25 protein-coding genes are annotated in these 26,913 nt (G+C 68.0%); 7 read left to right on the plus strand and 18 right to left on the minus strand.

The features are described 5' to 3' along the window. Positions 1 to 153 precede the first annotated feature (153 nt). The 4 genes from ACLKOY_RS08995 to ACLKOY_RS09010 all read right to left on the minus strand — a co-directional run bounded on the left by ACLKOY_RS08995 (position 154) and on the right by ACLKOY_RS09010 (position 3,253). Positions 154 to 525: a type II toxin-antitoxin system PemK/MazF family toxin gene (locus ACLKOY_RS08995; RefSeq protein ID WP_436453320.1), complete on the minus strand. Its 372-nt coding sequence runs from the start codon at positions 523 to 525 to the stop codon at positions 154 to 156. Next, positions 522 to 743: a ribbon-helix-helix domain-containing protein gene (locus ACLKOY_RS09000; protein ID WP_140035990.1), complete on the minus strand. Its 222-nt coding sequence runs from the start codon at positions 741 to 743 to the stop codon at positions 522 to 524. The genes ACLKOY_RS08995 and ACLKOY_RS09000 overlap by 4 nt, the downstream gene beginning before the upstream one ends. A 248-nt stretch (positions 744 to 991) precedes the next feature. Beyond that, positions 992 to 2,155, minus strand: a complete 1,164-nt coding sequence (locus ACLKOY_RS09005) for an acyl-CoA dehydrogenase family protein (RefSeq protein WP_436453321.1) — start codon at positions 2,153 to 2,155, stop codon at positions 992 to 994. Positions 2,156 to 2,317: 162 nt separating this feature from the next. Then, entirely contained in the window at positions 2,318 to 3,253 is a 936-nt protein-coding gene (locus ACLKOY_RS09010) for a M15 family metallopeptidase (protein WP_140035988.1), read from the minus strand. A gap of 83 nt (positions 3,254 to 3,336) precedes the next feature. On the opposite strand from ACLKOY_RS09010, the gene ACLKOY_RS09015 reads away from it, so the two are divergent. Both ACLKOY_RS09015 and ACLKOY_RS09020 read left to right on the plus strand, forming a co-directional pair. Beyond that, entirely contained in the window at positions 3,337 to 5,430 is a 2,094-nt protein-coding gene (locus tag ACLKOY_RS09015) for an intein-containing Rv2578c family radical SAM protein (protein ID WP_436453322.1), read from the plus strand. A 108-nt stretch (positions 5,431 to 5,538) separates the two neighbouring features. After that, positions 5,539 to 6,078 carry a YaeQ family protein gene (locus ACLKOY_RS09020; protein WP_436453323.1) on the plus strand — a complete coding sequence of 180 codons (540 nt, stop codon included), beginning with the start codon at positions 5,539 to 5,541 and terminating at the stop codon, positions 6,076 to 6,078. Between the two features lie 219 nt (positions 6,079 to 6,297). On the opposite strand, the gene ACLKOY_RS09025 is transcribed toward ACLKOY_RS09020, so the two are convergent. Continuing rightward, positions 6,298 to 8,583 (minus strand): DEAD/DEAH box helicase, encoded by a 2,286-nt coding sequence (locus ACLKOY_RS09025; protein ID WP_436453324.1) that lies wholly within the window; start codon positions 8,581 to 8,583, stop codon positions 6,298 to 6,300. A 293-nt stretch (positions 8,584 to 8,876) separates the two neighbouring features. Here ACLKOY_RS09025 and ACLKOY_RS09030 point away from each other — a divergent pair, with 293 nt between their 5' ends. Then, entirely contained in the window at positions 8,877 to 9,773 is an 897-nt protein-coding gene (locus ACLKOY_RS09030; RefSeq protein ID WP_436453325.1) for an aldose 1-epimerase family protein, read from the plus strand. Positions 9,774 to 9,885: 112 nt separating this feature from the next. Here ACLKOY_RS09030 and ACLKOY_RS09035 read toward each other — a convergent pair whose 3' ends face one another. From ACLKOY_RS09035 to ACLKOY_RS09075, 9 genes are all read right to left on the minus strand, one after another. Next, a complete protein-coding gene (locus tag ACLKOY_RS09035) occupies positions 9,886 to 13,107 on the minus strand; it encodes an efflux RND transporter permease subunit (protein WP_436453326.1) in 3,222 nt (1,073 codons plus the stop codon). A 21-nt stretch (positions 13,108 to 13,128) separates the two neighbouring features. Next, positions 13,129 to 13,710, minus strand: coding sequence for a TetR/AcrR family transcriptional regulator (locus ACLKOY_RS09040; RefSeq protein WP_436453327.1), 582 nt, complete (start codon positions 13,708 to 13,710; stop codon positions 13,129 to 13,131). Between the two features lie 117 nt (positions 13,711 to 13,827). Further along, positions 13,828 to 14,997, minus strand: a complete 1,170-nt coding sequence (locus tag ACLKOY_RS09045; protein WP_436453328.1) for a Gfo/Idh/MocA family protein — start codon at positions 14,995 to 14,997, stop codon at positions 13,828 to 13,830. Positions 14,998 to 15,040: 43 nt separating this feature from the next. Then, complete coding sequence (locus tag ACLKOY_RS09050; RefSeq protein WP_436453329.1) at positions 15,041 to 16,105, minus strand: LacI family DNA-binding transcriptional regulator; 1,065 nt, start codon at positions 16,103 to 16,105, stop codon at positions 15,041 to 15,043. Between the two features lie 4 nt (positions 16,106 to 16,109). Beyond that, positions 16,110 to 17,003 carry a carbohydrate ABC transporter permease gene (locus ACLKOY_RS09055; RefSeq protein ID WP_436453330.1) on the minus strand — a complete coding sequence of 298 codons (894 nt, stop codon included), beginning with the start codon at positions 17,001 to 17,003 and terminating at the stop codon, positions 16,110 to 16,112. Beyond that, entirely contained in the window at positions 16,996 to 17,955 is a 960-nt protein-coding gene (locus ACLKOY_RS09060) for a sugar ABC transporter permease (RefSeq protein WP_363572493.1), read from the minus strand. Before ACLKOY_RS09060 ends, ACLKOY_RS09055 begins: the two co-directional genes overlap by 8 nt. Before the next feature lie 6 nt (positions 17,956 to 17,961). After that, positions 17,962 to 19,233 carry an ABC transporter substrate-binding protein gene (locus ACLKOY_RS09065; RefSeq protein ID WP_436453331.1) on the minus strand — a complete coding sequence of 424 codons (1,272 nt, stop codon included), beginning with the start codon at positions 19,231 to 19,233 and terminating at the stop codon, positions 17,962 to 17,964. Between the two features lie 158 nt (positions 19,234 to 19,391). Next, the gene (locus ACLKOY_RS09070) at positions 19,392 to 19,751 is read right to left on the minus strand and encodes a fluoride efflux transporter FluC (RefSeq protein WP_436453332.1); all 360 of its coding nucleotides are present in this window, start codon (positions 19,749 to 19,751) and stop codon (positions 19,392 to 19,394) included. Further along, entirely contained in the window at positions 19,748 to 20,137 is a 390-nt protein-coding gene (locus tag ACLKOY_RS09075) for a fluoride efflux transporter FluC (protein WP_436453333.1), read from the minus strand. Before ACLKOY_RS09075 ends, ACLKOY_RS09070 begins: the two co-directional genes overlap by 4 nt. Before the next feature lie 86 nt (positions 20,138 to 20,223). On the opposite strand from ACLKOY_RS09075, the gene ACLKOY_RS09080 reads away from it, so the two are divergent. After that, positions 20,224 to 21,753 carry an FAD-dependent oxidoreductase gene (locus tag ACLKOY_RS09080; protein WP_436453334.1) on the plus strand — a complete coding sequence of 510 codons (1,530 nt, stop codon included), beginning with the start codon at positions 20,224 to 20,226 and terminating at the stop codon, positions 21,751 to 21,753. A 3-nt stretch (positions 21,754 to 21,756) separates the two neighbouring features. Here ACLKOY_RS09080 and ACLKOY_RS09085 read toward each other — a convergent pair whose 3' ends face one another. The 3 genes from ACLKOY_RS09085 to ACLKOY_RS09095 form a co-directional block, all read right to left on the minus strand. Then, a complete protein-coding gene (locus ACLKOY_RS09085) occupies positions 21,757 to 22,578 on the minus strand; it encodes a nitroreductase family protein (protein WP_436453335.1) in 822 nt (273 codons plus the stop codon). Positions 22,579 to 22,582: 4 nt separating this feature from the next. Continuing rightward, positions 22,583 to 22,957, minus strand: coding sequence for a hypothetical protein (locus tag ACLKOY_RS09090; protein WP_436453336.1), 375 nt, complete (start codon positions 22,955 to 22,957; stop codon positions 22,583 to 22,585). Between the two features lie 258 nt (positions 22,958 to 23,215). Next, on the minus strand, positions 23,216 to 24,004 hold the full coding sequence (locus ACLKOY_RS09095; RefSeq protein WP_436453337.1) for a MerR family transcriptional regulator: 789 nt from the start codon (positions 24,002 to 24,004) through the stop codon (positions 23,216 to 23,218). 96 nt (positions 24,005 to 24,100) lie between these two features. Here ACLKOY_RS09095 and ACLKOY_RS09100 point away from each other — a divergent pair, with 96 nt between their 5' ends. The 3 genes from ACLKOY_RS09100 to ACLKOY_RS09110 all read left to right on the plus strand — a co-directional run bounded on the left by ACLKOY_RS09100 (position 24,101) and on the right by ACLKOY_RS09110 (position 26,082). Further along, entirely contained in the window at positions 24,101 to 24,424 is a 324-nt protein-coding gene (locus ACLKOY_RS09100) for a hypothetical protein (RefSeq protein ID WP_436453338.1), read from the plus strand. Between the two features lie 192 nt (positions 24,425 to 24,616). After that, complete coding sequence (locus tag ACLKOY_RS09105; protein WP_436453339.1) at positions 24,617 to 25,459, plus strand: DUF4097 family beta strand repeat-containing protein; 843 nt, start codon at positions 24,617 to 24,619, stop codon at positions 25,457 to 25,459. Then, positions 25,456 to 26,082, plus strand: a complete 627-nt coding sequence (locus ACLKOY_RS09110; RefSeq protein WP_436453340.1) for a PadR family transcriptional regulator — start codon at positions 25,456 to 25,458, stop codon at positions 26,080 to 26,082. The genes ACLKOY_RS09105 and ACLKOY_RS09110 overlap by 4 nt, the downstream gene beginning before the upstream one ends. Before the next feature lie 161 nt (positions 26,083 to 26,243). Here the strand turns inward: ACLKOY_RS09110 and ACLKOY_RS09115 are convergent, their stop codons facing one another. After that, entirely contained in the window at positions 26,244 to 26,786 is a 543-nt protein-coding gene (locus tag ACLKOY_RS09115; protein WP_436453342.1) for a universal stress protein, read from the minus strand. Positions 26,787 to 26,913: the final 127 nt, after the last annotated feature.

The following is a 26,913-nucleotide window of genomic DNA, read 5'->3' on the forward strand; positions in this document are numbered from 1 at the left end:
ACCGCCCACGTCCCCGCGCCCGCGCACAACTTCGGAGTCGGGGGACGACACGCTGAGCGATCGCCCCTGCGACGGCGCGTCGCCGGCTGCGCTCCGAGGCGGTGCCCGCGCGCGGGTCGCGCTCTCTCACCTCGAGCCTTACGCGCTCGAGCCTCAGAGCGAGAGATGCAGTCGAAGGGCATCATCGATCGCGGCGACGAGCTCGGCCGGCACCCAGCCGATAGGGCGCACGATCCTGGTGACGGCGATGGTGCGCACCTGCTCCGCCTGCGCCTTCGAATCCTGCGCGAGACCGGTCGCATCAGCGGGTAGGAGCACCTGGAACGGCCATAGCCTGACGATGTTGGACGTGACGGGCACGACGGTCACGGTGGCGCGCGGTGACCGCATGGCCACAGCGTTCGCGGCGTTGTTGCTCACGAGCACCGCCGGTCTGGTCTTGCTCGTTTCGGATCCGATCACCGGATCGAAGGACACGAGGACGATCTGCCCCCGTCGCAAGAGGGGGATGGATGAATCCGTCATGCGGACGCGAGCCCATCGGTGTCAGCGGCGTCCCACTCGTCGTCGTACCCGTCGGCGAAGGCTTCTGCATACGCATCGGCGAGTCGACTCTCGCGCAGGAGCCGAACAGCATCCTGGACCGCGGCCGAGCGAGAGGCGTACCTACCGCTCAGTGTCTCCAGGTCGAGGAAGGCGATATCTCCTTCGCTCAGGCTCAGACTCACTTTGGCGTTTGTCATGATTCGATGCTACTCGAGTAGCAGGCATCTTGCCACTCTTCGACCGCCCACCAGCTCCGGCCGGATGTCTACCGAGCACAGACTCGGACCCCGGCGTTCGGCCTGCCGCGGTTCGGCGTCCGGCTCCGGCGCGTCGCGCCTGCCGTCCGAATCCGTGCCCGGTGAGGACGATCCACTCGGCACAGACTCGCCACGCATGCGAAGGGCCCCGGAGGCCGGCATCCGGGGCCCTGCGAACCTGCGATGCGTCAGCGCTTGCCGACGATCTGACGACCGACGAGGTCGCGCATGATCTCGTTCGTGCCGCCGTAGATGCGGTGCACCCGAGCATCGGTGAAGGCCCGTGCGATCGGGTACTCCATGATGTAGCCGTAGCCGCCGTGCAGCTGCACGCCGATGTCGAGCACCTCCCACTCGCGCTCGGTCGCCCAGAACTTGACCTTCGCGGCGTCCTCGGCGGTGAGCGTGCTGTTCTTGTAGGCGAGCAGCGCGCGGTCGATGTAGGCCCACATCGCGTCGGTGGTCGCCGCCATGTCGGCGAGACGGAAGCGGGTGTTCTGGAAGTCGGCGATGCGCTCGCCGAACGCCTCGCGGTCCTTCGTGTATGCGACGGTCCAGTCGAGCGCCGCCTGGGCGGCTGCGGCCGCGGCGACACCGATCGACAGACGCTCGAGCGGCAGATTCAGCATCAGCTGGATGAAGCCCTGACCCTCCTTGCCGCTGATGAGGTTCTCGTCGGGGATGAACACGTCGGTGAAGCTGAGCTCGGCCGTGTCCCAGCCGTGGAAGCCCATCTTGCTGAGCTTCTTGCCCTGGTCGAAGCCCTCCATGCCCTTCTCGACGAGCAGCAGGCTGAACGCGTCGGGGCGGTTGCCCTCGCCGGTCTTGACGAAGGTCACGACGACATCGGCCGTCGAGCCGGAGGAGATGAACGTCTTAGCGCCGTTGAGGATGTAGCCGCCGTCGACCTTCTTGGCGTTGGTCTTGATGCCGCGCAGGTCGGAGCCGGCGCCGGGGTCGGTCATGGCGAGCGCGCCCAGAACCTCACCGGTGGCCATGCGGGGCAGCCACTTCTCCTTCTGCTCCTGCGTGCCCATGTGCACGAGGTACGGCACCGCCAGATCGTCCTGGATGCCGAAGGCACCGGCCAGCGAACCTGCGCCCGAAGCGATGACCTCCTCCATCACGATGGTGCGGAATCGGTAGTCCTGCAGCATGCCGGCGCCGCCGAACTCCTCGGGCACGGACAGACCGATCAGGCCCGCCTCGCCGGCCGCCAGCATGGTCTCCCGGTCGATCTCACCCGCGGCGTCCCAGCGTTCGATGGCCTCGTTGTTCACGTGGCGCTTGACGAAGTCCTTGACGAGGTCGCGGAATGCCTCGTGATCCTCTTCGTAGATGTCGCGTTCCATGGCGTCCTCCCGAACGTTCGTGCGTCATTGCTCCGGCGATTCTATGCCGGGTCACCGACACGAGGACAGCCCGTTGTGAGAATGCATCCCACAAACCGTGGGACTGGGTACCGCCATTGTCGGATGCCGCAATCCGGCCGTTTCGAGGCCGTCACTCTGCGGTCAGTGCGCGTAATCGGGAGCGGCGGGGAGCCCGAAGAACTCCTCCAGCGTGTGGTATCCGCCCTGGTGGTACGCGGCCGCGAGCTCTCGGCCGAGGTAGCGCAGATGCCACGGCTCGGGCTTGTACCCGGTGATGCCCGAACCGACCTGCTCGTAGCGGACGATGAAGCCGTACTCCCAGGCGTTCGCCGCGATCCACTCGCCCTGCACGGTCGCGCCGAACGCCTCGATGGCTCCGCACGACGAGTCGCAGGCCACGAGATCGAGGGCGAGCCCGGTCTGGTGCTCGCTGTGTCCGGCGCGCGCCGACGAGGCATCCGCCCCCGCCTGGCCGCTGTTGCGCACATGCGCGGCGTGAGTCGCGACCTGGAGGTCGTACGACCGGTAGCCGTTGTTCGCGCCGATGCGCCCCGCTCCCTCGGCGGCTGCGGCGTCGGCCATCTCTCCGACCGCCGCAGCGACATCTGTCCGGGCCTGCCCGGAGCGAGTCGTCATCTGCACTGGGAGGTCGGCGAGCGAGGACGGCGCGAAAGAGACCGGCACGAGCGGGCGCGCCTTGTTCACGACCACCCAGACATGGGCGGGGTCGTCGAGCGCGATGCAGGGCGCATTGCCCGCGACGACGGCGGCACGGAAGCTCTCGCCGCCGCCGAAGCCGGCGATGATCGCCGAATCGTCGGCGACCGCGATCGCCTCGAGCACGCTCGGCTCTGAGCACGGGTCGGCCGCCGTGGTCGCGCCGACCTCGACCGCCGGCACCTCCTGCACCGCCAGCGGCTCCGGCATCGCCATCTCGGCGGGCACCGAAGTGGCGATGGGCGCGCCCGCGATCGACAGCAGGATGCCGATCGTGGTGACCGCGAGACCGATGGGCAGTGCGGGTCCGCGGATCGGGGAGCGCTGTGCCGCGTGCTGAGGCTGCGGCGGGAAGGACATGCTTCCATTGTCCCTTAAGTCCGATCGAACAGAAGTCCCACCTCGGGTTGACGTTCTATCGTAAGTATGTTCGAATTGACGGCATGCGGTGGCAAGGACAGAAACTCGGCGACGTCGATGCCGCAGCACTGCCCGGCCTCGAAAAGCGCACGGGCGTGCTCCGCACGGTGACCACTCCCGATTTCGCGGGCATGACCTTCCATGAGGTGCTGTCGAAGTCCGCGCTCAACCATGTTCCCGGCGCATCGCGCATGCCGTTCGCGTGGACCATCAACCCCTACCGCGGATGCACTCATGCGTGCGTGTACTGCCTATCGCCGGACACTCTGATCCTCTGCGCGGACGGGCGTCAGCGCCCTCTGAGCTCACTCGAGATCGGCGATGAGATCATCGGAACCGAGCGACAGGGCAGCTATCGACGCTACGTTCGCACGATCATCAAGGCGAAATGGTCGACGCGGAAGCGTGCACACAGAGTCACGCTCGCCGACGGGACGGAACTCGTCGCGAGTGGAGATCACCGCTTCCTGACGGAGCGCGGCTGGAAGCATGTGTCGGATGCCGATTCCGGGCAACGTCCGCATCTCACGACCAACAATCGGCTCATGGGATTCGGGGTCGGAACCGCCGGGGCGTCAGTCGATGTGCTCTCGACCGGGTATCGCCGCGGCTATCTCTCGGGCATGATTCGCGGCGACGGCATGATCTTCCACGGCACGTACGCGAGCGAGACCAGAACACGCGAGATCCACAGTTTCCGTCTCGCGCTCATCGACCGGGAGGCTCTCGACAGGACTCGTCGGTTCCTCGACGAGGAGGGGGTGCCGACGAGAACTCGCCCCTTCGCGGTCGCCAGCGACACTCGCAGTGCTGCGTCCGCGATTCACACGGCCGCCAGGCGTCACGTCGAGACGATCGAATCCCTGGTGAAGACTCCCGAAGCACCGGAACTTGACTGGTTCGCGGGATTCCTTGCCGGGATCTTCGATGCGGAAGGCAGCTGCTCCCGTGGCGTCCTGCGGATTTCGAACAAGGACGCGGACATCATCACGCTGATCGAGCGTGGCATGCGCGAGTTCCATATACCCCACCTCGTCGAAGGGGCACGCCCGAACGGGGTGCGAACGGTCAGGGTCGTCGGCGGGCTTCCGAGCCGCCAACGATTCTTCGCGATCTGTTCGCCGGCGATCACTCGCAAGCTCTCCATCGAGGGGACTGCGGTGAAGAGCGTCGCCGACCTGAAGGTCGTCGGCATCGCCCAACTCCCGGGCAAGCAGGACCTCCTCGACATCACGACCGGCACAGGAGACTTCATCGCCAACGGCGTCATCAGCCACAACTGCTTCGCTCGGGGTACGCACGAGTACCTCGATCTCGATGGGGGCTCGGACTTCGACTCGCAGATCGTCGTGAAGGTCAACGTCGTCGAAGTGTTGGAGAGAGAGCTGCGCAAAGGCAGCTGGGAGCACGAGACCGTCGCTCTGGGGACGAACACCGATCCGTATCAGCGCGCTGAGGGCCGGTACAAGCTCATGCCGGGGATCATCGAGGCCCTCGCCGCGTCGGGCACCCCGATGTCGATCCTCACCAAGGGCACGCTGATCAGGCGCGACATCCCTCTGCTGGTGAAGGCGGCGCAGCGCGTGCCCGTCGACATCCAGATGTCGATCGCGATGTACGACGACGAGCTGCAGAAGGCGATCGAACCGGGTACCCCGACGACCCAGGCACGACTCGACACGGTGCGCGCACTGCGGGATGCGGGATTCCGGGTGACCGTGTTCCTGATGCCGATCATGCCCCACATGACCGACTCGGTCGAGGCGATCGACACGGCCCTGCGTCGCATCAAGGAAGCGGGTGCGAATCGCGTCATCTACGGCGCACTCCACCTGCGCGCCGGAGTGAAGCCGTGGTTCATGCAGTGGCTCGGCGAGTTCCGTCCCGACCTGGTCTCGTCGTACCGGGGCCTGTATCCGGGCGTCTCGGCCGAGGCGCCCAAGGGCTATCGGCAATGGCTCGCCAAGCGGGCACGACCGCTGATCAGACTGCATGGTCTAGACGGCCAGCACGAAGACGATTACCCCGTGCGCGGCATCCGGGCGTCCGCACCGCACGGCCGCCCGGCACCCGCGTTCACGCCGACCCCCGCCCCTGCGCAGCCGATGCTGTTCTGAGGTCAGGGCTTCTGAGGTCAGCGCTTCTGAGGTCAGGGCTTCTGAGGGCAGGGCTTTTTTCGGCGCAGCGGTCGAGCGCGACGACCAGAGCGCGTAGGCTCGGTCGTTATGGCTATCGGCTCCACCATGCACACGTTCGAAGTCCAACTCGCCGACATGGATCGCGGTGTGTACGACGACTTCTCGCTGCGTGCGGCGCGGCATCCCTCGGAGACCGATGCGTACATGCTCACCCGCGTGCTCGCGTACGGACTCGAGTTCACCGAGGGCATCACGTTCGGCGGCGGCATCTCGCAGACCGACGAGCCGGCCGTCCTCGTGCGCGACCTCACGGGCCAGATCACGGCCTGGATCGAGATCGGAGCACCCGACGCCGAACGCCTGCACTACGGCAGCCGACTGGCTGAGCGCACCGTCGTCTACACGCACCGCGACCCGGCGAAGGTCATGGCGCCCTGGGCAGACAAGCGCATCCACCGCTCAGAGGACATCCGGGTCTTCAGCTTCGACGCGGGGTTCATCGACTCCGCCGCACCGCTCATCGAGCGGCGCAACACCATGACCCTCACCATCACCGAGCAGGTGCTCTACCTCGACCTCAACGGCACGACGCTGACGACGGCGATCCACGAGCACGCGCCGGCCTGACCGGAGCGCCGCCGCGCGGCATCCGCCTGCCACCTTCACCTGCTCTTGAGCACCTCTCGGGAGGACGACTGCGCCTCGGGAGGACCGAATGCCCGAGATGCTCCTCCCGAGGCGCAGGCTTCCTCCCGAGGCGCAGTCTCCTTCCCGAGGCGCAGCACCCGCACACGACGAAGGCCCCGTCCCCGTGGATGCGGGGGCGGGGCCTTCGAGGGTGACGGATCAGGCCGTGAGGTCTGACGCGGTCGGCATGCGACCGGCGATCTCCTCGATCAGGTCGTCGTTCAGACGAGCATTCTCGAACGGCGCGTCGATCTCCGCGCGCTGCAGCAGCTCGGTCATGCGACGCTGGCGCTGACGCGTGATCAGCGTGACGACGCGACCCGAGCGACCCGCGCGGCCGGTGCGACCCGAGCGGTGCAGGTAGGTCTTGTACTCGTCGGGCGCATCGGCCTGGACGACCAGATCGATGTCATCGACGTGGATGCCGCGGGCGGCGACGTCGGTGGCGACGAGCACGTTCACTCGACCCGACGTCAGGCGCTCGAGGTTGCGCGTGCGCTTGGCCTGGTTGAGGTCACCGTGAAGGGAGACCGCGGGGATGCCGGCGTCGTCGAACTGCTCGGCGAGCATGTCGGCGTACGCACGGGTGCGGGCGAAGACGAGGGTCTTGCCGTCGCGGTCGACGAGCGAGGTGAGGATGTCGGCCTTGTCGCGGTGCTCGATCACGAGCACGCGGTGCTCGATGGTGCTCGACTCCTGGTCTTCACCGGCGACCTCGTAGACGGCCGGGTCGACGAGGAACTCGTCGACGAGAGCCGCGACCTCACGGTCGAGCGTGGCCGAGAAGAGGAGCTTCTGACTGCCGTCGGCCGTGTGACGCAGGATGCGCTGCACGGGCTCGACGAATCCGAGCTCGCACATGTGGTCGGCCTCGTCGAGCACCGCGATGCGGCAGTCCGAGAGGTCGAGCTTGCCCTGGTTGATCAGGTCCTCGATACGACCGGGCGTGCCGATGACGATGTCGACGCCCTTCTTGAGCGCACCCACCTGGCGACCCTGCGGCACACCACCGTAGATCTGCGTGGTGAAGAGGCCGACGCTGCGGGCGATCGGCTGGATCGTGCCGTCGATCTGCAGCGCGAGCTCGCGCGTCGGAGCGAGGATGATCGCGCGGGGCTTGCGGCCGAACTCACGACGCTTGCCTGCCTGCGACTGCAGCACGCGCTCGACGAGCGGAGCACCGAAGGCGATGGTCTTGCCCGAGCCGGTGCGGCCGCGGGCGAGGACGTCGCGACCCTTGAGCACTGCCGGGATGCTGGCAGCCTGGATGGGGAACGGCGTCGCCGCTCCCATGCCGACGAGGGTCTCGACGATGTTGGATCCGAGACCCAGGTCGCCGAAGGTCACACCGTCGACCTCGACGGCCGCCACGGACTTCGCCTCGAGGCGCTCGTGCACGACGTCGTCGGTCGGCTCGAACTTCTTGCCGGGTGCCGCGCTCGATGTGGCGTTCCAGTCGTTGCGGCTGGGTCGCTCGTTGCGCGAAGGCCGCCCGCGGGTGTCCGACGTCAGCGGGCGGGGGCGATCGGTGCGGTACGCGCCACCGGTCGAGGGACGCGAACGCTCGTCGCGGCCACCCTCGATCGACCGCTGAGTGCGGTCACGGTCGAAGGCACGACGCGCACGGTCGGCGTCGTACGACCGCTCAGAGCGCTCGGCGCCGCCACGGTCATCACGACGCGGGCTCGCGCCACGGTCGTCACGACGAGGACGGTCGTCACGGTCGAAGCGCGGGCGCTCGGATGCTGCGCGGTCGAAGCGCGGACGCTCGGTGCGGTCACCCGAACGGGCAGGGCGGTCGTCGCGGTTGAAGCGCTGGCCACCGCGGTCGTCGCGGAAGCCACCGGAACGCTGGTCGCGGCGGTCGTCACGACCCGGGCGTCCGCCATCGCGGTGATCGTTGTCTCGGAAGCCCTGGCGCTGCGTGCCGGCACCGCGGTCGTCACGGCGAGGACGCTCGTCACGCTGGCCGCCGCGCTCATCGCGGTACGTGCCGGGACCGGTCGGACGCTGGCCGCCACGGTCATCGCGGCGCGGGCGGTCGAAGCCCGTGGAGGAGCGGTCGTTGTAGCGCGGACGGTCGTCGCGGTTGTGCGGCGCCTCGCGGCGACCCGACTCGGCACGGTTGCGGATGCCGCGCGACTCATCGCGACCCGCGCGCTCCTGGGACGACCAGCGCTGCTTGGGCGCGCCACCCTCTTCGGCCGGGCGGTAGCCGCGGTGGCCGACGCTGCGGCTGCCGGGGCGACGGTCGAATCCGGCCGCCGGGGTGCGCCGGTCACCGGCATCCGCGCGTCCGCCGCGAGCATCACGGGAATCGCGGGTGTCGCGCGCGCCGTCACGGCCGCCGTTGTGGCGATCGTGGAACGACGTCTTGTTCGCGCCGTAACGCGGCTCGAAGTTGGCGGCGGGGCGTCCGCCGCGGGGCTTCTTGTTCTTGGGCATGGGGATGTCCTTCTGAGTTCTCGCCACGAGAACGGCGTCGCGCACACGCGCGGTACCCTGCGCGCGGTCGGATGCGACCACGCGGGGTTTCCGGACTGTCAGCGGCCGGGGCCATTCATGTGATGGTTGATTAGCGTCGAGCGACGCTCACCATCGGCCCCTGGACTCACACTTCTTACACAAAAACGTCCGCGCACTGCGCGGGTGTCCGAAGCCGACGCATCAAGTGTAGCGGTCGCACCTGAAAGAGTCCCCAGTCCCATGGCCGACGCGGGTCGCCATACGATTGCGGAGTGAACTCCGCATCCCCCACCGGCACACAGGTGCACCTCCAGCTCGGCGACGTCAGCGCTCAGATCGCGCAGGTCGGCGCCTCGCTCCGCTCGCTCCGCATCGGCTCCGTCGACCTGATCGCTCCTTATCCGCTCGACTCGCCGACGCCCTCGTGCTCGGGCGTGGTGCTCGCACCGTGGCCGAATCGGGTCAGGGACGGACTCTGGAGCGACGAGGGCACCGAGCGGCAGCTCGCCATCACGGAGCCGAAGTTCACGAATGCGAGCCACGGACTGCTGCGGTTCACGGCCTACGACTTCTCCGAGACCGCCTCAGGGACGACGCTGAGCGCGACGATCTTCCCCCAGACGGGCTACCCGTATCTGGTCGAGACGAGCGTCACCTACGTGCTGCGCGCCGATGGGATCGACGTGACGCACGCGCTGACCAACCGCTCAGCCACAGCCGCACCGGTTGCACTCGGGACGCATCCGTTCGTCACGATCGGCGACGTCGATCCCCACGAACTTGTGCTGCGCGTGCCTGCACAGACCGCCATCACCACCGACGAGCGGATGCTGCCGACGGGCACCCACCCGGCGGATGCTGCGCTGCGCGACGGCGTGCGCCTCGGCGAAGTGAGCCTCGACACGGGATTCACCGACCTCGAGCGCGACGCCGACGGACTCGTGCGGCACTCGCTCACCGCACCGGACGGGCGCCGGCTCACCCTCTGGCAGGGTGCGGGATTCGACTTCGTGCAGGTCTACACGACCGACAAGTATCCGGGGCAGTCCCTCGCCGTCGCGCTCGAGCCCATGACCGCACCCGCCGATGCCCTGAACAGCGGGATCGGCCTGCGCCGCCTGGATCCCGGAGAAACCTGGACGCTCGAATGGGGCATCACGCTCGCCTGAGCTCGCTCGCGCGCGCGTCACAACTCAGCATCAACGCGCCGATGCCCGCCCGGGAAACGCTCCCGTGCGGGCATCGAGCTCAGTCCTGCTGAACTGTGAACGAGGGATGCGGCTACTCGCCGCGCTCGCGAAGCTCCCGTCGCGTCAGCTGGTTCGCGTGCGGCAGCTCGGACGCAGCAGCCGCTCCGCCAGACGAGGCACTCGCGAGGGCCAGCCCGTCCGAGGGCGCGGGCCCGTCGGAAGGCTCGGCCTCGCCCGCCGGCACAGACCCGTCGTCGCCAGAACCCGCCTTGCGAGCACGGCGCCGCTCCTTCGCACCCTCGACGAGGTTGTACAGCGTCGGCAGCACGATCAGTGTGAGCACGGTCGACGACAGCAGTCCGCCGATCACGACGATCGCGAGCGGCTGCGAGATGAACCCGCCGTGTCCGGTGATGCCGAGCGCCATCGGCGTCAGCGCGAGGATCGTCGCGAGAGCCGTCATCAGGATCGGCCGCAGACGCTTCTCGCCACCGGCCCGTACGGCATCGATCGTCGACAGACCCTTCTCGCGATACTGATTCACGAGGTCGATCAGCACGATCGCGTTGGTCACCACGATGCCGATGAGCATCAGCACACCGATGAGCGATGCGACGCCGAGCGGCACGCCCGTGATGATCTGCAGCAGGATCGCGCCGGTCGCCGCGAACGGCACCGAGACGAGCAGCAGCAGCGGCTGCCGCAGCGACTTGAAGGTCGCGACCATCACGACATAGACGATCAGGATCGCCGCGAGCATCGCGAGACCGAGCTGCGAGAACGAGTCGGCCTGCTGCGAGGCGACACCGCCGACCTCAGCCGATGCGCCGTCGGGCAGGTCGACCGCGGCGAGCGCCTCGGTGACCGACTGGGTCGCCACAGCGAGGTTGTCGGATGCCGGGGGCACGGTGATCGTCGCGGTGCGGCGTCCCTGCTCGGTGGTGATCGAGGTCGGGCCGTTGCGCTCCTCGACCGTGGCGATGTCCTGCAACTGCACGACGCCGAGCGCGCTCGGGATGGCCAGCTCGCGCAGGGCCTGCGCGGTCGTGGGCGGCTCGGACGATGCGAGGTAGATGGTCAGCGCGGTGTCGTCGATCTCGACCGTTCCGACCTGCTGCGGGCGCATCGTGTTCGAGACGATGGACCCGACGGCCACCTCCGACAGCCCGCGCTGCGCCGCGGCGTCGCGGTCGACGACCACGGCGAGGTACGGCAGAGCGGCCGCGAGGTTGTCGGTGACCTGTCCGATGCCCTCTCGTCCGTCGAGCTCGTCGACCACGGAGGTCGTCGCGGCCTGCAGGTCGTCGGAGTTCGACGCCGACACCGTGATCTCGATGTCGCTCGAGCCGAATCCGGCCGACGATGCGACGGTCACCTCGCCGACGTCGGTGAGGTCTTGGATCGCGTCCTGCACGGCGGCGCGCAGCTGCTCCTGGTCGGCGTCGCCGTCGGTGAGCACCGAATACGTCACGCCGGCACCGCCGGAGAACGCGTCGCGCAGTGCCGAGCCGCTGGACCCGATCGAGGCCTGCACGTTGGTGACGCCGTCGATGTCGAGCAGGGCGTCCTCGACGGCGATCGCCGCCTCCGACTTCGTCTCCAGGCTCGCGGTCGGACCGAGGTCCTGAGTGACGGTCATCGTGTTCTGACCGGAGTCGCTGAGAAAGTTGATCTTCATCAGCGGAGCCGCCGCGAGTGTGGCGCCCAGCACGACGACCGCGAGGATCACGGTCACGCCCGAGTGCTTCAGCGTCCAGCCGAGGATCGGACGGTAGGCGCGCTGCAGCGGCGTCAGCGGTGCATCCGGGTGCTCAGGGTCGATCTGCACACCGTTCTCGTCGAGCAGCGGCTTGCCTGGGCGCAGGAACCAGTACGCGAGCACCGGCACGATGGTCAGCGACACGAGCAGCGAGGCGACCATGGCGATCGAGACGGTCACGGCGAACGGACGGAACAGCTCGCCGACCATGTCGCCGACGAACACGATCGGCAGGAACACCGCGACCGTCGTGATGGTCGACGACGTCACCGCCATCGCCACCTCGCGCACGGCGAGGCGGATCGCATCGCCCTTGTCGGCATCGCCGACATAGTGCCTCTTGATGTTCTCGATCACGACGATCGAGTCATCGACCACGCGGCCGATCGCGATCGTGAGCGCACCGAGGGTGAGGATGTTGAGCGAGTAGCCGAACGCCTGCAGACCGATGAAGGTGATGAGCACGCTGGTCGGGATCGAGATCGCCGTCACCAGCGTCGAACGGATCGACAGCAGGAAGACCAGGATGACGATCACCGCGAAGACGAGCCCGAGCATTCCCTCGGTCGCCAGGGTCTCGATCGACTGCTGGATGAACGGCGCCTGGTCGAAGATGATGGTGAACTCGGCGTCGGGGAACGCCTCGCCGATGGTGTCGAGCGCCGCGATGACCCCCTGCGACACCTCGACGGTGTTGGCGGCCGGCAGCTTGGTGATCGAGATCGAGAGGGCGTCTTCGCCGTCGACGCGCGAGATCGACGAGATCGGATCGGTCTCCTGCACGACGGTGGCGACGTCGCCGATCGTCTCGTTCGTGCCGACGAGCGGCAGCGCGGCGAGCTCTTCGACCGAGGTGATCTTCGCACCGGTCTGCACCGTGAGCGTCTGACCGTTCTCGGTGATGTCGCCGCCGGGGAACAGTGTGCCGTTCTGCTGCAGGGCCGTGGTGATGGCCTGCGTGCTCTGACCGGCTGCCGCGAGCTTCGCGACGTCGGGCGTGATCGTGATGCGCTGGCCGACGCCGCCGATCAGCTGCGCGGCGTTGACGCCGTCGACGTCCTCGAGCTCCGGGATCGCGACGCTCGTGAGTTCCGCCTGCGCGTTCTCGGCGTCATCGAACCCCGTGACGGCGACCTGGATCACCGGGAAGTCGTCGATCGACACTGCCAGCACCTGGGGGCTGATGTCTTCGGGAAGCTCGCCCGAGATGCGGTTGATCGCCTGCTGGATCTTCTGCTCCGCGGTCGCGAGATTCGTGCCGTAGGCGAAGGTCGCCTGCACGATCGAGGCGTTCGTGGTGCTCGTGGCCGTCGTGCCCTCGAGGCCGGGAACACCCTGGATCGCCGACTCGATCGGCGTCGAGACGTCGTTCTCGACGACCTCGGGCGAGGCGCCGGGGTAGGTCGTCATGACCATCAGGTTGGGCAGCTCGAGCGACGGGATGAGCTCCTGCTTGAGGTTCGTCAGAGCGAGTCCACCGAACACGGCTGCGACGATCGTGATCAACGCGATCAGTGCGCGGTTCTTGAGACTCAGGACGGCGAGGTTCGACAAGGCGGATTCTCTCTCTGCTGATCAGGCGGATGCTGCGGCGGGGTTCGACGCCTGGGGAGTGAGGATCCCGGCGAGGGCGTCGCGGATGAGCTCTTCGTCGAGCGGCTCGTCGTGGATCTGAGAGTGCCAGAGTACGCCGTCGATGAAGACGGCTGCGGCCCTGGCTCTGTCGACTCCGTGAACGGGGGCGATGAAGCCGACGATCTCGTCCGACCACAGTCGGGCGAACTGACGGACGCGCGGATCGTGCACGGCGGCGGTGACGACGGCTCGGTCGGCCTGCACCGCGCGGGCGTCGTCGAGTCCTCGTCGCACCAGGCGAGCGAGTCCTTCCGGCGTCACTCCCTCGATGACCACGGCTCGCCGGGTCGCGTCGATGCGCGCTTCGATCTCGGCGGCCAGCGCCCCGATCGCCGCTTCGCGCAGGTCGTCGAGGGTGGCGAAGTACTGGGTCGTCGAGCCGAGGGGCACCCCGGCTCTCGCGGCGACCTTGCGGTGCGTCAATGCGTCGACGCCGATCTCGACGATCAGCTCTGCGGCGGCGGTGACGATCTCGAGACGGCGCGCTTCAGGGTCACGGCGGCGGCGCGTGCCATCGCTCATTCCGGACCCCCCGCGATCACCCCTGTACGGGCGTACATGTACGTTTGTACATTCTGCATCCCGAACCTGAGGGTTCGCTTGGGGAGCTGCCTGTACGACAGCCGCCCGGCACGCCGTCTACTCGATCTGACCGCGCTCGAAGTAGGCGACGAGATCGGCATCCAGCGCGGGGATCTCAATGGCCGAGCCGTCGCCGCGCAGCGACTCGGTGGCGAGGATGCCGGCGGCCACCGCTTCGCGAGCCGCCACCGGCGAGGTCTCCGTGACTCCCCCGTCGCGCACGAACCGCAGGAACTCCGCCACCAGCAGCGCGTCCGCTCCGTCGTGACCTGCGCCCTCCGCCTCGGGGACGATGAACGTCTCGTCGGCGTCGGCGGCTCCGCGGTGGCGGCGGTTCCACAGCCTGACCTCGCTGCCGGCCGTGTCGCCGATGTTCTCGATGCGCCCCTCGGTGCCGATCACCGTGTAGTTGCGCCAGTAGTCGGGCGTGAAGTGGCACTGCTGGTACGAGGCGAGGATGCCGCCGGAGAGGCGCATGTTGACCATCGAGATGTCCTCGACGTCGATCACCGGGTTGAGCCCTGTGAGCGACGTCGGCGGCCAGTTGTCGACGCTGAACCAGTCGGGCATCCGCTCTCCGGTGCGATCGCGGCGGTCGGTGATGTCGCCGTAGACGCTGAGCTCGCCCATGGCCGCGACCTGCTCGGTGTAGGCGCCCGCGAGCCAGTGGATGATGTCGATGTCGTGCGCCCCCTTCTGCAAGAGCAGTCCCGTCGTGCGGCGGCGGTCGGCGTGCCAGTCCTTGAAGTAGTAGTCGCCGCCGTGCCCCACGAAGTGGCGCACCCACACGGCCTTGACGTCGCCGATCCGGCCGTCCTGGATGAGCTCGCGCATCAGCGTGATCACCGGCATGTGGCGCATGTTGTGGCCGATGTAGAGGCGGCTGCCGGTGCGTCGGGCCGTCTCGAGCATCGCGTCGGCGTCGGAGAGGTCGATCGCGAGAGGCTTCTCGCAGAACACCGCGACACCGGCTTCGAGAGCGCGGATGCTGAGCGCCGCATGCATGTCGTCGGGCGTGAGCACCATGACCGCGTCGATGCCTGAGGCGAGCAGTTCGTCGAGCGAGTCGGTGACGAGGGCATCCGGAAGCAGGCGCCGGGCGTCGTCACGAGCCCGCTCCGAGGGGTCGCAGACCGCGGTGATGCGCGACCCGTGACCGGGGCGGTGCACCTCCTCGCGCAGTGTGGCGCGCGCGCCGAAGCCGATGAGTCCGATGGTGAGATCCACGGTGGTCCTTCTGAGAGTAGAGATGTGCGCGCAGACGGCAGCGTCAGCGCGAATGAGAGGTGGGCGCGTCGACGTCGGTCGACGCGCCGGGGAACAGCGACCAGGCGAACTCGTGCAGCTGCCCGACTGAATCGTCGGCGGCGAGCGCGCGGTCGATGATGATGCGCGCCTGCCGGTCGTAGAAGTCGGTCGGGCCGACCGTGGTCAGGGTGGGGGCGATGAGCTGCGCGTCGGGAGTGTTGCCGACGCCGATCACGGCCACGTCGTGCGGCACCCGGAGTCCGAGCATGTGCGCCGCGTTGATCGCCGCGATGGCCGCGAAGTCGGTGGTCGCGTAGATCGCGTCGGGCCGGTCGTCGCGCGAGAGCAGACTTACGGCCGCGGCGAAGGCGCTGGCCTGCCCCTCGGTGTACGTGACGGTCCAGTCGGGATCGACATCGAGACCCGCGGCGGCCATCTTCTCGAGGTACGGCGTGTACCTGGTGACCTGGGTCGGTGCGAGACGCACGGCGCCCTCGGCGGCCAGGCACCCGATCGCCGTACGTCGCTCGAGCAGATGGTCCATCGCGAGCTCGCAGCCTGGGATCGCATCCGACCGAACCACGTCGAAGCCCGCGGGCTCGAGGTGCTCCGAGAACACCACCAGCCGCTGGCCGCGCTGCACGAGGTCGGCGAGCTTGCGCTCGGCATCCTCATCGATCCCCACGCCGTCGAGGTAGGCGACGTCGCTCTCGACCCTGTCGAGCGCCGCGTGCCAGTCGCCGTCGGCGAGGATCAGCGTCGTGAGTCCGTGCCTGTTGGCCTCGGTGTTCACGGCATCCGCCACCGCGAGCGACCAGGGGTCGCTGAGCATGTGCAGCGACAGCTGCACCATGCCGCTGCGACCGGTGCGGATCGTGCGCGCCGCGATGTTCGGACGGTAGTTGAGCTCGTCGGCCGCCGCGAGCACCCTGGCGGCTGTGGCCTCGGCGACGCCCGACCCGGAGGTCGCACCCGATCGCCCGGAGAACACATACGACACGGTGGCCGTCGAGACCCCCGCGCGTTCGGCGACCATCCGAAGGGTCGGACGCCGCGAGGACGTCGTCTGCTGCCTGCGCTCTGCCATGGGGTCAGCCCTTCGATCCGCTGAAGGCGATGCCCTGGATGAACTGCCGCTGCAGGATCATGAAGGTCACCAGCATCGGCAGAGTCGCGAGCAGCGCTCCTGCCATCAGCACCGGGTAGTCGGTGCCGTGGATGCCGACGAGCTGCGAGAGCCCGACCGACAGCGGCATCTTGGCGGGGTCGGTCGTCACGATCAACGGCCAGAGCAGATCGTTCCAGGACCACAGCACAGTGAACACCACGAGAGCGATGATGCCAGGCTTCGCGAGCGGAACCATGATCCGCCAGAAGGTCTGCCACGGATTCGCCCCGTCGATGCGCGCCGCCTCCTCGAGTTCGGCGGGCATCGACATGAAGAACTGACGCATCAGGAACGTGCCGAACGCACTGAAGATGCCGGGCACGATCAGCGCCTGCAGCGTGTTCAGCCACCCGAGCGCCTGGATGATCTCGTACTGCGGCAGCAGGTACAGCTGCGACGGCACCATCAGCACCGACAGGAAGACGACGAACAGCGCATTGCGCCCGGGGAACGGGATGCGGGCGAACGCGTAGCCGGCCATCGTGCACAGCACGACCTGCCCGATCGTGCGCCCCACAGTGAGCAGCACCGAGTTGGCGAACATCTGCGCGAAGGGCATCGAGTCGAAGACCTCGGCGAAGTTCGTGAACACCCACTCGCGCGGCAGCAGACTCGGCGGCACCTGCACCGAATCGGACAGCGTCTTGAACGAGGTCAACAGCTGCCAGATGAACGGGAAGACCATCAGGATCGCGCCCACCAGGAGCACCACGTGCACGATCCAGATCGCGCGGTTGCGGGGCTTGCCCGCTCGCTCCGCCGAGCGGCCGGGCGAGGCGCCGACGACGGCGCGCGTGTCGAGCGAGACGTCACTCATAGTGCACCCACTTCTTCTGCAGACGGAACTGCACGACCGTGAGCACGAGGATGATCACGAGCAGCAGGAAGGCGACGGCGGCGGCATAGCCCCGGTCGTTGTCGAGGAACCCCGCTTCATAGAACAGGTAGACGACCGTGCGGGTGTTGGGCATGGCCGGGTTGCTGCGCCCGAGCATCATGTAGATGAGGTCGAACACCTGCAGGGCGCCGATCACGCTGATGACGCTGACGAAGAAGATCGACGGCGACAGCAGGGGGATCGTGATCGAGAAGAACTTTCGCACCGGGCCGGCGCCGTCGAGGTCGGCGGCCTCCATGATCGTGTCGGGGATGCCCTGGAGCCCGGCGAGGAAGATGACGATGTTGGTGCCCAGACCGGCCCAGATGCCCACGACGGCGATGGCCACGAGGGCGGTGTTCGGATCGGTGAGCCAGCTGCGCCCCTCGATGCCGACCGACCCGAGCGCGGCGTTGAGCACTCCGTAGTCGCCGTTGTAGATCATGCGCCACACCAGTGCGATCGCGGCGGGCATCGTGACGACCGGGATGAAGTACAGCGTGCGGTAGGCGCTGCGTCCCTTGAGGCCCGAGGTGTTCAGCAGCGCGGCGATGCCGACGGCCAGCGGGATGCCGATCAGGGCGATGACCGTGTAGAGCGCGGTGTTGCGCAGCGCGCCGATCAGCTCGGGGTCCTGGAACAGGCGGGCGTAGTTCTCGATCCCGACCCACTCGGCGCCGCCGAACGGCCCCGACTTGGTGAACGAGATGATGAGCGTGCGCACCGTCGGCCACAGGTAGAACACGGCGATGCCCAGGGCGGTGGGTCCGATGAACACCAGAGCCCACCACGGGGAGGCGCCCGGGTTGCGCCGGCGTCGGCGGATGCCGGGGCGCGTGGCCTCCGGCATCCGCTCTGCCTGCGTGCGCGGGGGCGACGCGGTGACGGTCATGAGCGACTACTCCTGCTCGGCATCCAGCGCCGCCTGCATCTGCTCGGCGAGGTCTTTCAGGCCCGCCTCGGGGGCGACGGCACCCGACCACACCTGCGACAGCACCTCGCTCTCGATGCTGGTCCACGCGGACGTGTTCTTCGAGACCGGGTAGGGCACCGCGGTGTCGAGAGCGTCGATGTAGACCTGCAGGTCGTACTGCGGCAGCGCGTCGACCCAGCCCTGCTGGGTGCCGTTGAACGCGGGGATCACGGTGCCGGTCTCGGCCTGGATCTCAGCCGCCTGCTCACCGCTGGCGAAGGCCGCGAACGCCTTGGCCTCGGCCACGTGCGGGCTCTTCGCGTTGGCGACGTTGCCCACGCCGTGGATCACGCTCTGGTTGCCCTCCGGCCCCTCAGGGAGCGGAGCGACGTCGACCGTGTCGGCGATCTCGGCGTTGTCGCCGTAGGCGATGGCCGCCCACGAGCCGTTCTGGAACATCGCGACCTTGCCCGACAGGAAGAAGTCCTCTGGGTTCGTGTCGGTCATCTGCTGCGCGGTCGGCGACGACCCCGCCTCGATCAGGTCGGTCCACAGCTCGATGCCGGCGAGCGCCTCGGGTGAGCCGTAGCCGCTCTCGGTGCCGTCGGCGGAGATGACCTCGCCGCCCGCCTGGGCGATCGAGTTGTAGAAGTTCTCCTGCCCGTACTGGCTCGCGGCGACGCCGAACTGGCCCTTCGCCGGGTCGGTCAGCGCGGCGGCGGCCGCGGTGAAGTCGTCCCAGGTCCAGCCTGCACTCGGGTACTCGACGCCGGCGGCGTCGAAGAGCGCCTTGTTGTACCAGAGCGCCACGGTGTCGAAGTCCTTCGGGGCCCCGTAGAGTGCGCCGTCGAACGTGTAGAGGTCGATCAGGCCCTGGGGGTAATCAGCGGCATCCACACCCGCGTCGTCGAGCGGGGCGAGCTGGCCGTTCGAGGCGTAGAGCTGGAAGTTCGGACCGTTCATCCAGAACACGTCGGCGGCGGACCCGCCCGTGGCGGCGGTCTGCAGCTTGGTGAAGTACTCCTTGTAGGGAGTCACCTGGATGTCGATCGCGACGTTGGGGTTCTCCTTCTCGAACGCCGCCGCGATGTCCTCCATCGCCGGCTTCTGGTTCTCGTCCCAGATGGCATAGCTGAGAGTCACATCGCCGCCCGACGAGCTCTCGCCTCCGGCAGCGGGCGAGCAGGCGCTGAGCGCGAGGACGGCTGCCGCGGATGCGGCGAGGGCGCCGAGGGCGCGGTGGGAGGTGCGGGGCATCGATGTCTCCTTTGACGGGTGCAGGGAATCGTCACTGCGTCGAGATCTCGCTTGTTAAACGATTAGCAGTTAAACGATTAGCAAGGAGAATAGCTCGACTGAGGCGAAGGGCGCAAGCATCGATCTGCACCCGCTGTGGCGAGGTCAGAGCAGCGCGCTCAGAGCAGCGAGCCGAGGGCCAGCCCGAGGCCGGCCGCGAGCAGACCGAGCAACAGCATCCCGACGGCATTGAACGCAGATGCCCTGCGCTCGCCGTCACGCCAGAGCGCGACCGCGTCGAGCATGGCGGTGCTGAAGGTCGTGTAGCCGCCCAGCAGACCGGCACCGAGGAGGAATGCCTGGTCGGGCAGCGCCGCGGTCACGAGGCCCAGCGCGAACGATCCGGTGAGATTCACGGCGAAGATGCCCCAGGGGAAGCGCCGCCCGGCGACCCTCGCGATGCTGAGATCGACGAGGTACCTCAGCGCGGCGCCCACGCCTCCGGCGAGCGCGGCCCCCAGGAACAGCAGCGGGGTCACGAGCGGACTCCCTCGACACGAGCCCTCGTCCGGGGGCGGCCGAGACGCAACCCGAGAGCAGCAGCGGCAAGGCCGAGCACGAGACTGCCGCCCGCATACGAGAACGCGAGCAGCGGAGCATCCGCCCAGAGCGCATCCGTGCCCGTCATGAAGGCGCTGTACGTCGTGAACCCGCCGAGCACACCGGTGCCGAGGAACACCCGCAGACCCGTGGTCTGCGGCAGTCGCGCGGCGAGGATGCCGATCAGCAGCGCCCCGATCACGTTGACCAGGAGAGTGGCGACCGGGAAGCCCCCGGCATCGGGGATCCAGAGTGCGACCCCGAGCCGCGCCGCCGTGCCGATGCTGCCCCCTGCGAAGACGAGGAGGAGGCTGCGGAGAGTCACGCGACAACTCTAGCCGCGCGGTTGCAACGCATCCGCTGATTGTCAACCGGGTGTGACGGAGCGGCGCCGAGGCGAAGACTGATGCCATGAAGCCACTGTGGAAGCTCGACCGGACTCCGCCCATCGGCACACCGTTCGACCCCGGCGCACGGCACGACGTGATCATCGTCGGTGCGGGCCTCACCGGCCTCACCACCGCGGTCATGCTGACGCGCGCAGGGCTCGACGTGGCGGTGATCGAGGCGGGCGAGGTCGCCGAGCTGGCGACCGGCGGCAACACCGGCAAGCTGACCCTGCTGCAGGGCAAGCGCCTCGCCGAGATCCGCAGGCACCACTCCGCCTCCCTTCTGCAGGCGTACGTCGAGGCCAACCGTGAGGGCATGGACTGGCTGGTCGGCTTCGCGGACCACGCGGGGGTCAGCTACGAGCGACGGACAGATCACTCGTATGCGCAGGATCCGAGCGGTCTCGACTCGGTGCGCGAGGTGCACGAGGCGGCGAGCGAAGCGGGCCTTCAGACCAGGATGCTCACACGGGCAGAGCTCGATGAGGCGGCGTTCCCCGTCGTCGGCGCCACAGCCCTCGATGATCAGGTGACCATCGACCCTGCTCTCATGGCTCAGGCGCTCGCGGAGGAGCTGCTCGCGACCGGCGGCACACTGCACACGGGAGTCAGGGTCACCGCCACTCACGTGCTTCCCGAGCCGCGGGTCGAGACCCCGGTCGGGCCCATGTTCGCCGAGCACATCGTGATCGCGACCGGCTATCCGATCCTCGACCGCGGGCTGTACTTCACCAAGATGCGCGCCTTCCGGTCGTACTGCGTCTCGTTCCGCGTATCAGGCGAGGTGCCCGAGTCGACCTTCATCTCGCTCGACTCCCCCAGCCGGTCGATCCGTCCGGTCTCTCCCGCCGACGGCCCGGGCGGCACGGCACAGCTCATCGTCGGCGGCAACGGGCATCCGGTCGGGCGCTCCGACAGTGAGGCCGCCGCGGTCGACGATCTGATCGCCTGGACGAGGGAGTACTTTCCGGATGCCGAAGAGACGCACCGCTGGTCGGCGCAGGACTACGAGTCGCACAATCAGATCCCGTTCGTGGGTGCGATGCCGCGGGGGCTCGGCAGCATCCGCTTCGCGACCGGATACGCCAAGTGGGGCCTGTCGAACGCGCCGGCCGCTGCACTCCGCCTGACCGCCGAGATCCTCGGGGCCAGCTGGCATGACCGACCGTCATGGATGGTCAAGCTCGGCACGAGGCTGACGGTGCCGGCCGATCTCGCCAGAGGAGCCGCCGAAGGAGCGAAGGTCGCTGCGGCCGCCACGAGCGGATGGGTCGAGGCCGAGCGCAACCCGGTGCCGGTTCCGAAGCCGGCGGAGGGCGAGGGTGTGGTCGCCAACCGCAGCGGACGCCCGGTCGGAATCTCGACGGTCGACGGAGTCACCCGCGCGGTCTCGGCCGTCTGCCCGCACCTCGGCGGAGTGCTCGCCTGGAACGACGAGGAGTGCACCTGGGACTGCCCACTGCACGCGTCGCGATTCGAGGCGGACGGCACGCGCATCGAGGGCCCGGCGCTGCAGGATCTGAAGCCCCTGCCCCGCAAGAGCGGGGGCTGAGAGTCAGGCCGGCGGGGCGCCCGCACCCGGAGGCGGTGCGTCCCAGCCCTGCTGAGGCTCATCGCAGTTCTCGCGGAACACGTACTGCGAGGCGAGCTTGCGCTGGTGGCTCGACCAGTCGATCGCGGGGCGGCGCTGCTCGGGCGGCAGGTAGCCGAGGCGATACACGGCCATGAGCTCGAGGTCGTCGGGCACGCGCAGCAGCTTCACGATCTCGTCCCAGCGACCCGGAACCTCCATCGGGAAGGAGATGAACTGGATGCCCATGCCGAGCTCGACCGTGGTGAGCCAGACGTTCTCCATCGCGGCACCCATGCTGAACACCGAGTAGAACGACGAGAGCTGGCCGGGCCGGTATTCGCTGCGATCGAGCATCACGCCGAGCAGCAGCGGAGAGCCGCCGACCAGCTTGTGGTTCTCTTCGCCCAGGCTCTTGGGCACGCCGAACGTGTTCATCAGCTTCTGGCCGCGCTTCGTGAACACCTGGCTCGTGAACGGGCGGAGGGCCGCGGGGAGCTTGTCGAACAGCATCCCGCTGCGCTTCTCCTCCATCTCGGCCTGGCTGAAGCGGAAGTACGGCTTGTAACGCTCGAAGAACGTGCCGTTCGACATGGCCTCGGTCATGCTCTCACCCGAGATGCGCGCGATCTGATCGATCGTGTCGCGGTTCTCGATGACCACGAACCGCCACGGCTGGCTGTTCAGCTGCGAGGGTGCCCGACCGGCCGCCTCGAGCAGGATGCGCTGATGCTCCTCCGACACCGGGTCGGGCAGGAACGGCCCGTTCGTGGTCTTGCGGCGGCGGATGGCGTCGAGCAGTTCCATGCGTTCACTTCCGGTCGGTGGCGAGGCGCGAGCAGATGAGGCCCGCGACGATGAAGGGTGCTGCGGCGAGCGCGACGCGCGGATGCCGTCGGCTGTGCGTGCCGAGGTACGGGATGGCGGCGAGCGGTGCGGCAGCCGGCGCGAGCGCGAGTGCGGCGCGGCGACTCGCGTGCTTCGGCCTGCCCCAGATCGCGGACGAGACGGCAGTGGCGGCGGCCACGCACGTGGCGATGTAGATCGCGTGATGCAGCCAGCGGAAGTTGCTGGTGTCGATCACCTTGGCGGCGACGGCCGAACCGAGGGCGACGTTCGCGGTGTAGGCGACGGCCGCGGCGGCGAAGAGCGGCGCGGCATCGGTGCGTCTGCGGCGGTGGCCCATGACCCGACCCTACGCCCACTCCCGGCATCCGATCTCGGCCTTGCCGTGGTGTCTCGATCTGTGCGAAGCGGCGGTTTCGTCTCGTCGCTTGGCTCGTGCGGGGTCAAGACGCAGCTCCCGCGCGATGCGGGGTCAAAAACGCACGCCCCACGCCGTGCGGGGTCAATTGCGCACCTGAATCGAGCGATTCGGATGCGAAATTGACCCCGCAGCAGTGGCTGACGGGCGCGGGCGCGGATGCGGATGCCGCGCGGCCGCCTACAGGTTGCCCTCCGCGTAGATGTGGAGCGCGTCGCGGACGAACTCCGCTCCCTGCGTGCCACCGGCCGACGTCGCATAGTTCGCGCCGAAGCGCGGGTCGGCGACGTACATCTCTCCGAGCCCGATGACGTATCCCTTCACGTCACCGCCCGGCACAGCGGCGGGGGTTCCCGGGATGCCGATGAGCCACTCGACGTGGCGGCGGGCGACGTCCTGAGCCTCGGCGGATGCCGGGTCGATGCCGCTCTCCGCGGCGGCGATCCAGTCGCGACCGAGGTCGGACACACGCTGCTGCCAGTCGGCTCGTTCGGCGTCGGTCATCCGGCGCCACCAGCGGTCGCTGTCGGCGTAGGCCTTGCGACCCCAGCGCTCTTCGACCTCCTCCTTGTACTGGGTGTGGTCGAACCCGTCGAACATGTTCTCTGCCATGAGTTCTTCACCTCCTTTCAATGCGTCGATGGTGTTCTCGACCGAGGCGATCTGTCGCGCCAGCCGGTTCTGCTCCTCGCGCAGCAGCGCGAGGTGTGTCTCGAGAGCGGACTCCTCGCTCTGCCGCGCATTCACCGGGCTCAGCACCTCGGCGATCTGCGGCAGACCGAGTCCGAGCTCACGCAGCAGCAGGATGCGCTGCAGGCGCACGAGCGCGGCCTCGTCGTAGTGGCGATAGCCGTTGTGCGCGATGCGCGACGGCGGCAGCAGGCCGATGTCGTCGTAGTGACGCAGCGTTCTGCTGGTGGTGCCCGCGAGTCGGGCGATCTCCTGGATCGACCAATCACGACCGGTCATCGCCTCCTCCTTCCGTGGTTCCGTTCTCCGATTACTCCACGGTAGAAGTTGACGTTGCGTCAAGGTCAAGCGGGCGCCGAATGTAGGATCGGGCTCGTGGTCGACAGTGCCCCCCACCCGCTCCGTACCGCCCTTCTATGGGTTCTGGAGCTCGCCGTCGCAACGGCGGCCTGGGCCACTGTCTGGCTCCGCCAACTCGAAGCGCCGGGGTGTGGTCATACCTGCGACGGCACGCTGCTCTACGCCGCCATTGCCGGCTTCTTCTGGGCGTGTGTCGTGATCGTCGCCTCCTCGGGAATGATCTCACTGCTCCTCGCACGGCACCGTTCGATGTCCTTCGTCCCTGTGACGGGGATCGTCTTGATAGTGATCGCTGCGATCGTCGCGCACGGGCTGTGCACCCAGGCGGTGGCCCCTTAGTCCGCAGCCCAGGCAAGCTCAGCCGGGATACATCTTCAGCAGGGCTACCAGGATTGTCAGCAAGGAAGCATCGGGAACCGGCAACATGAAGTTCGCGCTGATCTCGATACCCCTCTTGACAAGATCGAGATATATCGTGTTATTCTTGCCACACACGATATATCGTGTTCCCTCGAACCAGGAGAAGCAGACATGACCGAGAAGTGGCTCATCGCCCCCGGCGAAGAACGCGTCATCGACATCGAGAACGTCACCCGACTGAAGATCGGTCTGGTCGGCGGTCAGGTCGATGTCATCGCGCACGACGAACCCGGCATCCGCATCGAGGTGCACGGTGTCACGACCAAAGACCTCCGCATCGAGGCGAACGACGGCGAGGTCGAGATCGACCACCCGCAGCTCGGCTGGGACAACTTCCTCGAGGTCTTCCGCAACTTCGGCTCGGGCGGCCCCAAGGCCGAGGTCAGCGTCGCCGTGCCCCGCTCGATCGCCCTCAACCTCGGCGTCGTCAGCGCCGGCGCACTCGTCTCGGGCATCCGCAACGACGCCCGCCTCAACACCGTCTCGGGCGACCTCATCGTCGACACCCTCATCGGAGACCTCACGGTCAATTCGGTGTCGGGCGACGTGCAGGTGCGCGGCCTCACGGGCTCGATCAGTGCGAACAGCGTCTCCGGTGACGTGGCAGTGACCGGCACCATCCGTCGCGCCACCGTCGACATCGTCTCGGGGTCGACCCTGGTCGACGCCGCCGGCGACGTCAACGCGATCAACATCAACTCGGTCTCGGGCGGCACCACTGTGCGCCTCGACGAGTCGCTCGCCGCGAACTACGTCGTGCGCTCGTTGAGCGGACGTCTGCTGATCGACGGCATCGAGCGCGGATCCTCGGGGATCAACAACTACACCGGCTCCTCCGGCGAGCTCGCCGGTCGCTTCGTCGACCTGCGCGCGAACTCCGTCTCGGGCGGCGTCACCGTTCTTCGCCGCACGCCCAGCTCGATCGAGAACGACCCCGAATGGGAGGAAGCATGAGTCCCGCAGTGTTCTCCCACGGCGACCTCAGGCTCTACCTGCTCTCGCTGCTCGCCGAGGCGCCTCAGCACGGCTACGGCATCATCCAGGCCCTGACCGACCGCACGGGTGGCACCTACACGCCGAGCGCCGGCACCATCTACCCGCGGCTCGCGAAGCTCGAAGAAGAGGGCCTGGTCAGCAAGACCGTCGACGGACGCACCACCATCTACTCGATCACGGATGCCGGACGCGCCGAGCTCACCTCACGTGAAGGCGACCTCGCCGGCATCGAGGCGGGCCTCACCGACTCGGTGCGACTGATCGCCAACGAGGTGCGTCAGAGCGTCAAGGAGGCCATGAAGAGCCTTCGCGCCGACCTGGCCACGGCTGAGAAGGACGACCGCGCAGCATCCAAGTCGCGCCCGCGCACCGCAGGTGACGACGAGCGCATCATCAGCCGCGAGGAGATGCATCGGGCGGATGCCGTCATCAACGCCTTCCGCGCCCGCGTGCGCACCGACCTCCGCACCCATGTGGCGAAGGGTGGCACGCTGCCGGCATCCGTCGTCACGCAACTGGAGGACGGCCTGGATGCCGCAGCGCGTGGAATCACCACGGCGCTGGCATCGCTCGGGCGCTGACCTCACCCGCCATACGTGCAAAGCCCCTCCCGTCGCTCGACGAGAGGGGCTTTGCTCGTACGGATGGCTGACGTTCTCCCGGTTGGCTGCGCCGTCCGGTCGATCTGACCAGCCGGGCGGGCATCGACCAGCCACCCGTACCGGAAAGTGACGGCTGAACCCTATTCGGTCCAGATCTCGGGCTGCGTGTCGGGAACCGGGTCCTGCAGGGGCACGACCATCACCGGCCGCTGCTGACGATGCGCGAGCCGGGCGGCGACCGATCCGGTGAAGAACTCCCGGATCGACTCGCCGATGCCGCGCTTGCGTGTGCCGACGACGATCAGCTGAGCGTCGAGCTTGTTGGCGAGCTGCTTGATGGCGAGAGCCGGGTCGCCCACGAGCTGACGCGCCGTCCAGGTCAGGCCTGTTCCGTCGAGGGCGGCAGCGGCCTCGGCCTGCACGGCCTCGAACTCGGCCGCTCCGGCGTTGAGGTTGATGTCGATGGGCGCCGAGTGCACGTAGCCATCGGGGTCTTCGTAGGTGACGAAGCGCGTGACGTCGACGTGTGCGACCACGAGCGGAACCCGGAGGAGGCGGGCGAACCGCGCCGCTTCTTCGATCACGCGCTCGGGTTGCCCTGGCTGCATCCCGACGATCACGGCCTTCTGCAGTGTCGCGTTCTGTGCGGCCTCGTCGTTGGGCGTCGAGGTGTTGTCGGTCATGACGATCGCTCCCTTCACCAGCTGCCAACGGGCCAGTGCGGTCTGGCCGCGTGCTATTCTGAATGCTACTCTTACCGGCCCTCAGCCGGTGTCGTGAATGACTCGGGCAGATGGTTGTCCGCAGCTT

It is taken from the genome of Microbacterium sp. K2, from assembly GCF_051365005.1.
GTDB lineage: Bacteria > Actinomycetota > Actinomycetes > Actinomycetales > Microbacteriaceae > Microbacterium > Microbacterium foliorum_B.

Excerpts from the sequence above, each read along its gene's own strand:
- ACLKOY_RS08995 (WP_436453320.1), bottom strand. The coding sequence starts at position 525 with ATGACGGATTCATCCATCCCCCTCTTGCGACGGGGGCAGATCGTCCTC.
- ACLKOY_RS09000 (WP_140035990.1), bottom strand. The coding sequence starts at position 743 with ATGACAAACGCCAAAGTGAGTCTGAGCCTGAGCGAAGGAGATATCGCC.
- ACLKOY_RS09005 (WP_436453321.1), bottom strand. The coding sequence starts at position 2,155 with ATGGAACGCGACATCTACGAAGAGGATCACGAGGCATTCCGCGACCTC.
- ACLKOY_RS09010 (WP_140035988.1), bottom strand. The coding sequence starts at position 3,253 with ATGTCCTTCCCGCCGCAGCCTCAGCACGCGGCACAGCGCTCCCCGATC.
- ACLKOY_RS09015 (WP_436453322.1), top strand. The coding sequence starts at position 3,337 with ATGCGGTGGCAAGGACAGAAACTCGGCGACGTCGATGCCGCAGCACTG.
- ACLKOY_RS09020 (WP_436453323.1), top strand. The coding sequence starts at position 5,539 with ATGGCTATCGGCTCCACCATGCACACGTTCGAAGTCCAACTCGCCGAC.
- ACLKOY_RS09025 (WP_436453324.1), bottom strand. The coding sequence starts at position 8,583 with ATGCCCAAGAACAAGAAGCCCCGCGGCGGACGCCCCGCCGCCAACTTC.
- ACLKOY_RS09040 (WP_436453327.1), bottom strand. The coding sequence starts at position 13,710 with ATGAGCGATGGCACGCGCCGCCGCCGTGACCCTGAAGCGCGCCGTCTC.
- ACLKOY_RS09050 (WP_436453329.1), bottom strand. The coding sequence starts at position 16,105 with ATGGCAGAGCGCAGGCAGCAGACGACGTCCTCGCGGCGTCCGACCCTT.
- ACLKOY_RS09055 (WP_436453330.1), bottom strand. The coding sequence starts at position 17,003 with ATGAGTGACGTCTCGCTCGACACGCGCGCCGTCGTCGGCGCCTCGCCC.
- ACLKOY_RS09060 (WP_363572493.1), bottom strand. The coding sequence starts at position 17,955 with ATGACCGTCACCGCGTCGCCCCCGCGCACGCAGGCAGAGCGGATGCCG.
- ACLKOY_RS09065 (WP_436453331.1), bottom strand. The coding sequence starts at position 19,233 with ATGCCCCGCACCTCCCACCGCGCCCTCGGCGCCCTCGCCGCATCCGCG.
- ACLKOY_RS09080 (WP_436453334.1), top strand. The coding sequence starts at position 20,224 with ATGAAGCCACTGTGGAAGCTCGACCGGACTCCGCCCATCGGCACACCG.
- ACLKOY_RS09085 (WP_436453335.1), bottom strand. The coding sequence starts at position 22,578 with ATGGAACTGCTCGACGCCATCCGCCGCCGCAAGACCACGAACGGGCCG.
- ACLKOY_RS09090 (WP_436453336.1), bottom strand. The coding sequence starts at position 22,957 with ATGGGCCACCGCCGCAGACGCACCGATGCCGCGCCGCTCTTCGCCGCC.
- ACLKOY_RS09095 (WP_436453337.1), bottom strand. The coding sequence starts at position 24,004 with ATGACCGGTCGTGATTGGTCGATCCAGGAGATCGCCCGACTCGCGGGC.
- ACLKOY_RS09105 (WP_436453339.1), top strand. The coding sequence starts at position 24,617 with ATGACCGAGAAGTGGCTCATCGCCCCCGGCGAAGAACGCGTCATCGAC.
- ACLKOY_RS09110 (WP_436453340.1), top strand. The coding sequence starts at position 25,456 with ATGAGTCCCGCAGTGTTCTCCCACGGCGACCTCAGGCTCTACCTGCTC.
- ACLKOY_RS09115 (WP_436453342.1), bottom strand. The coding sequence starts at position 26,786 with ATGACCGACAACACCTCGACGCCCAACGACGAGGCCGCACAGAACGCG.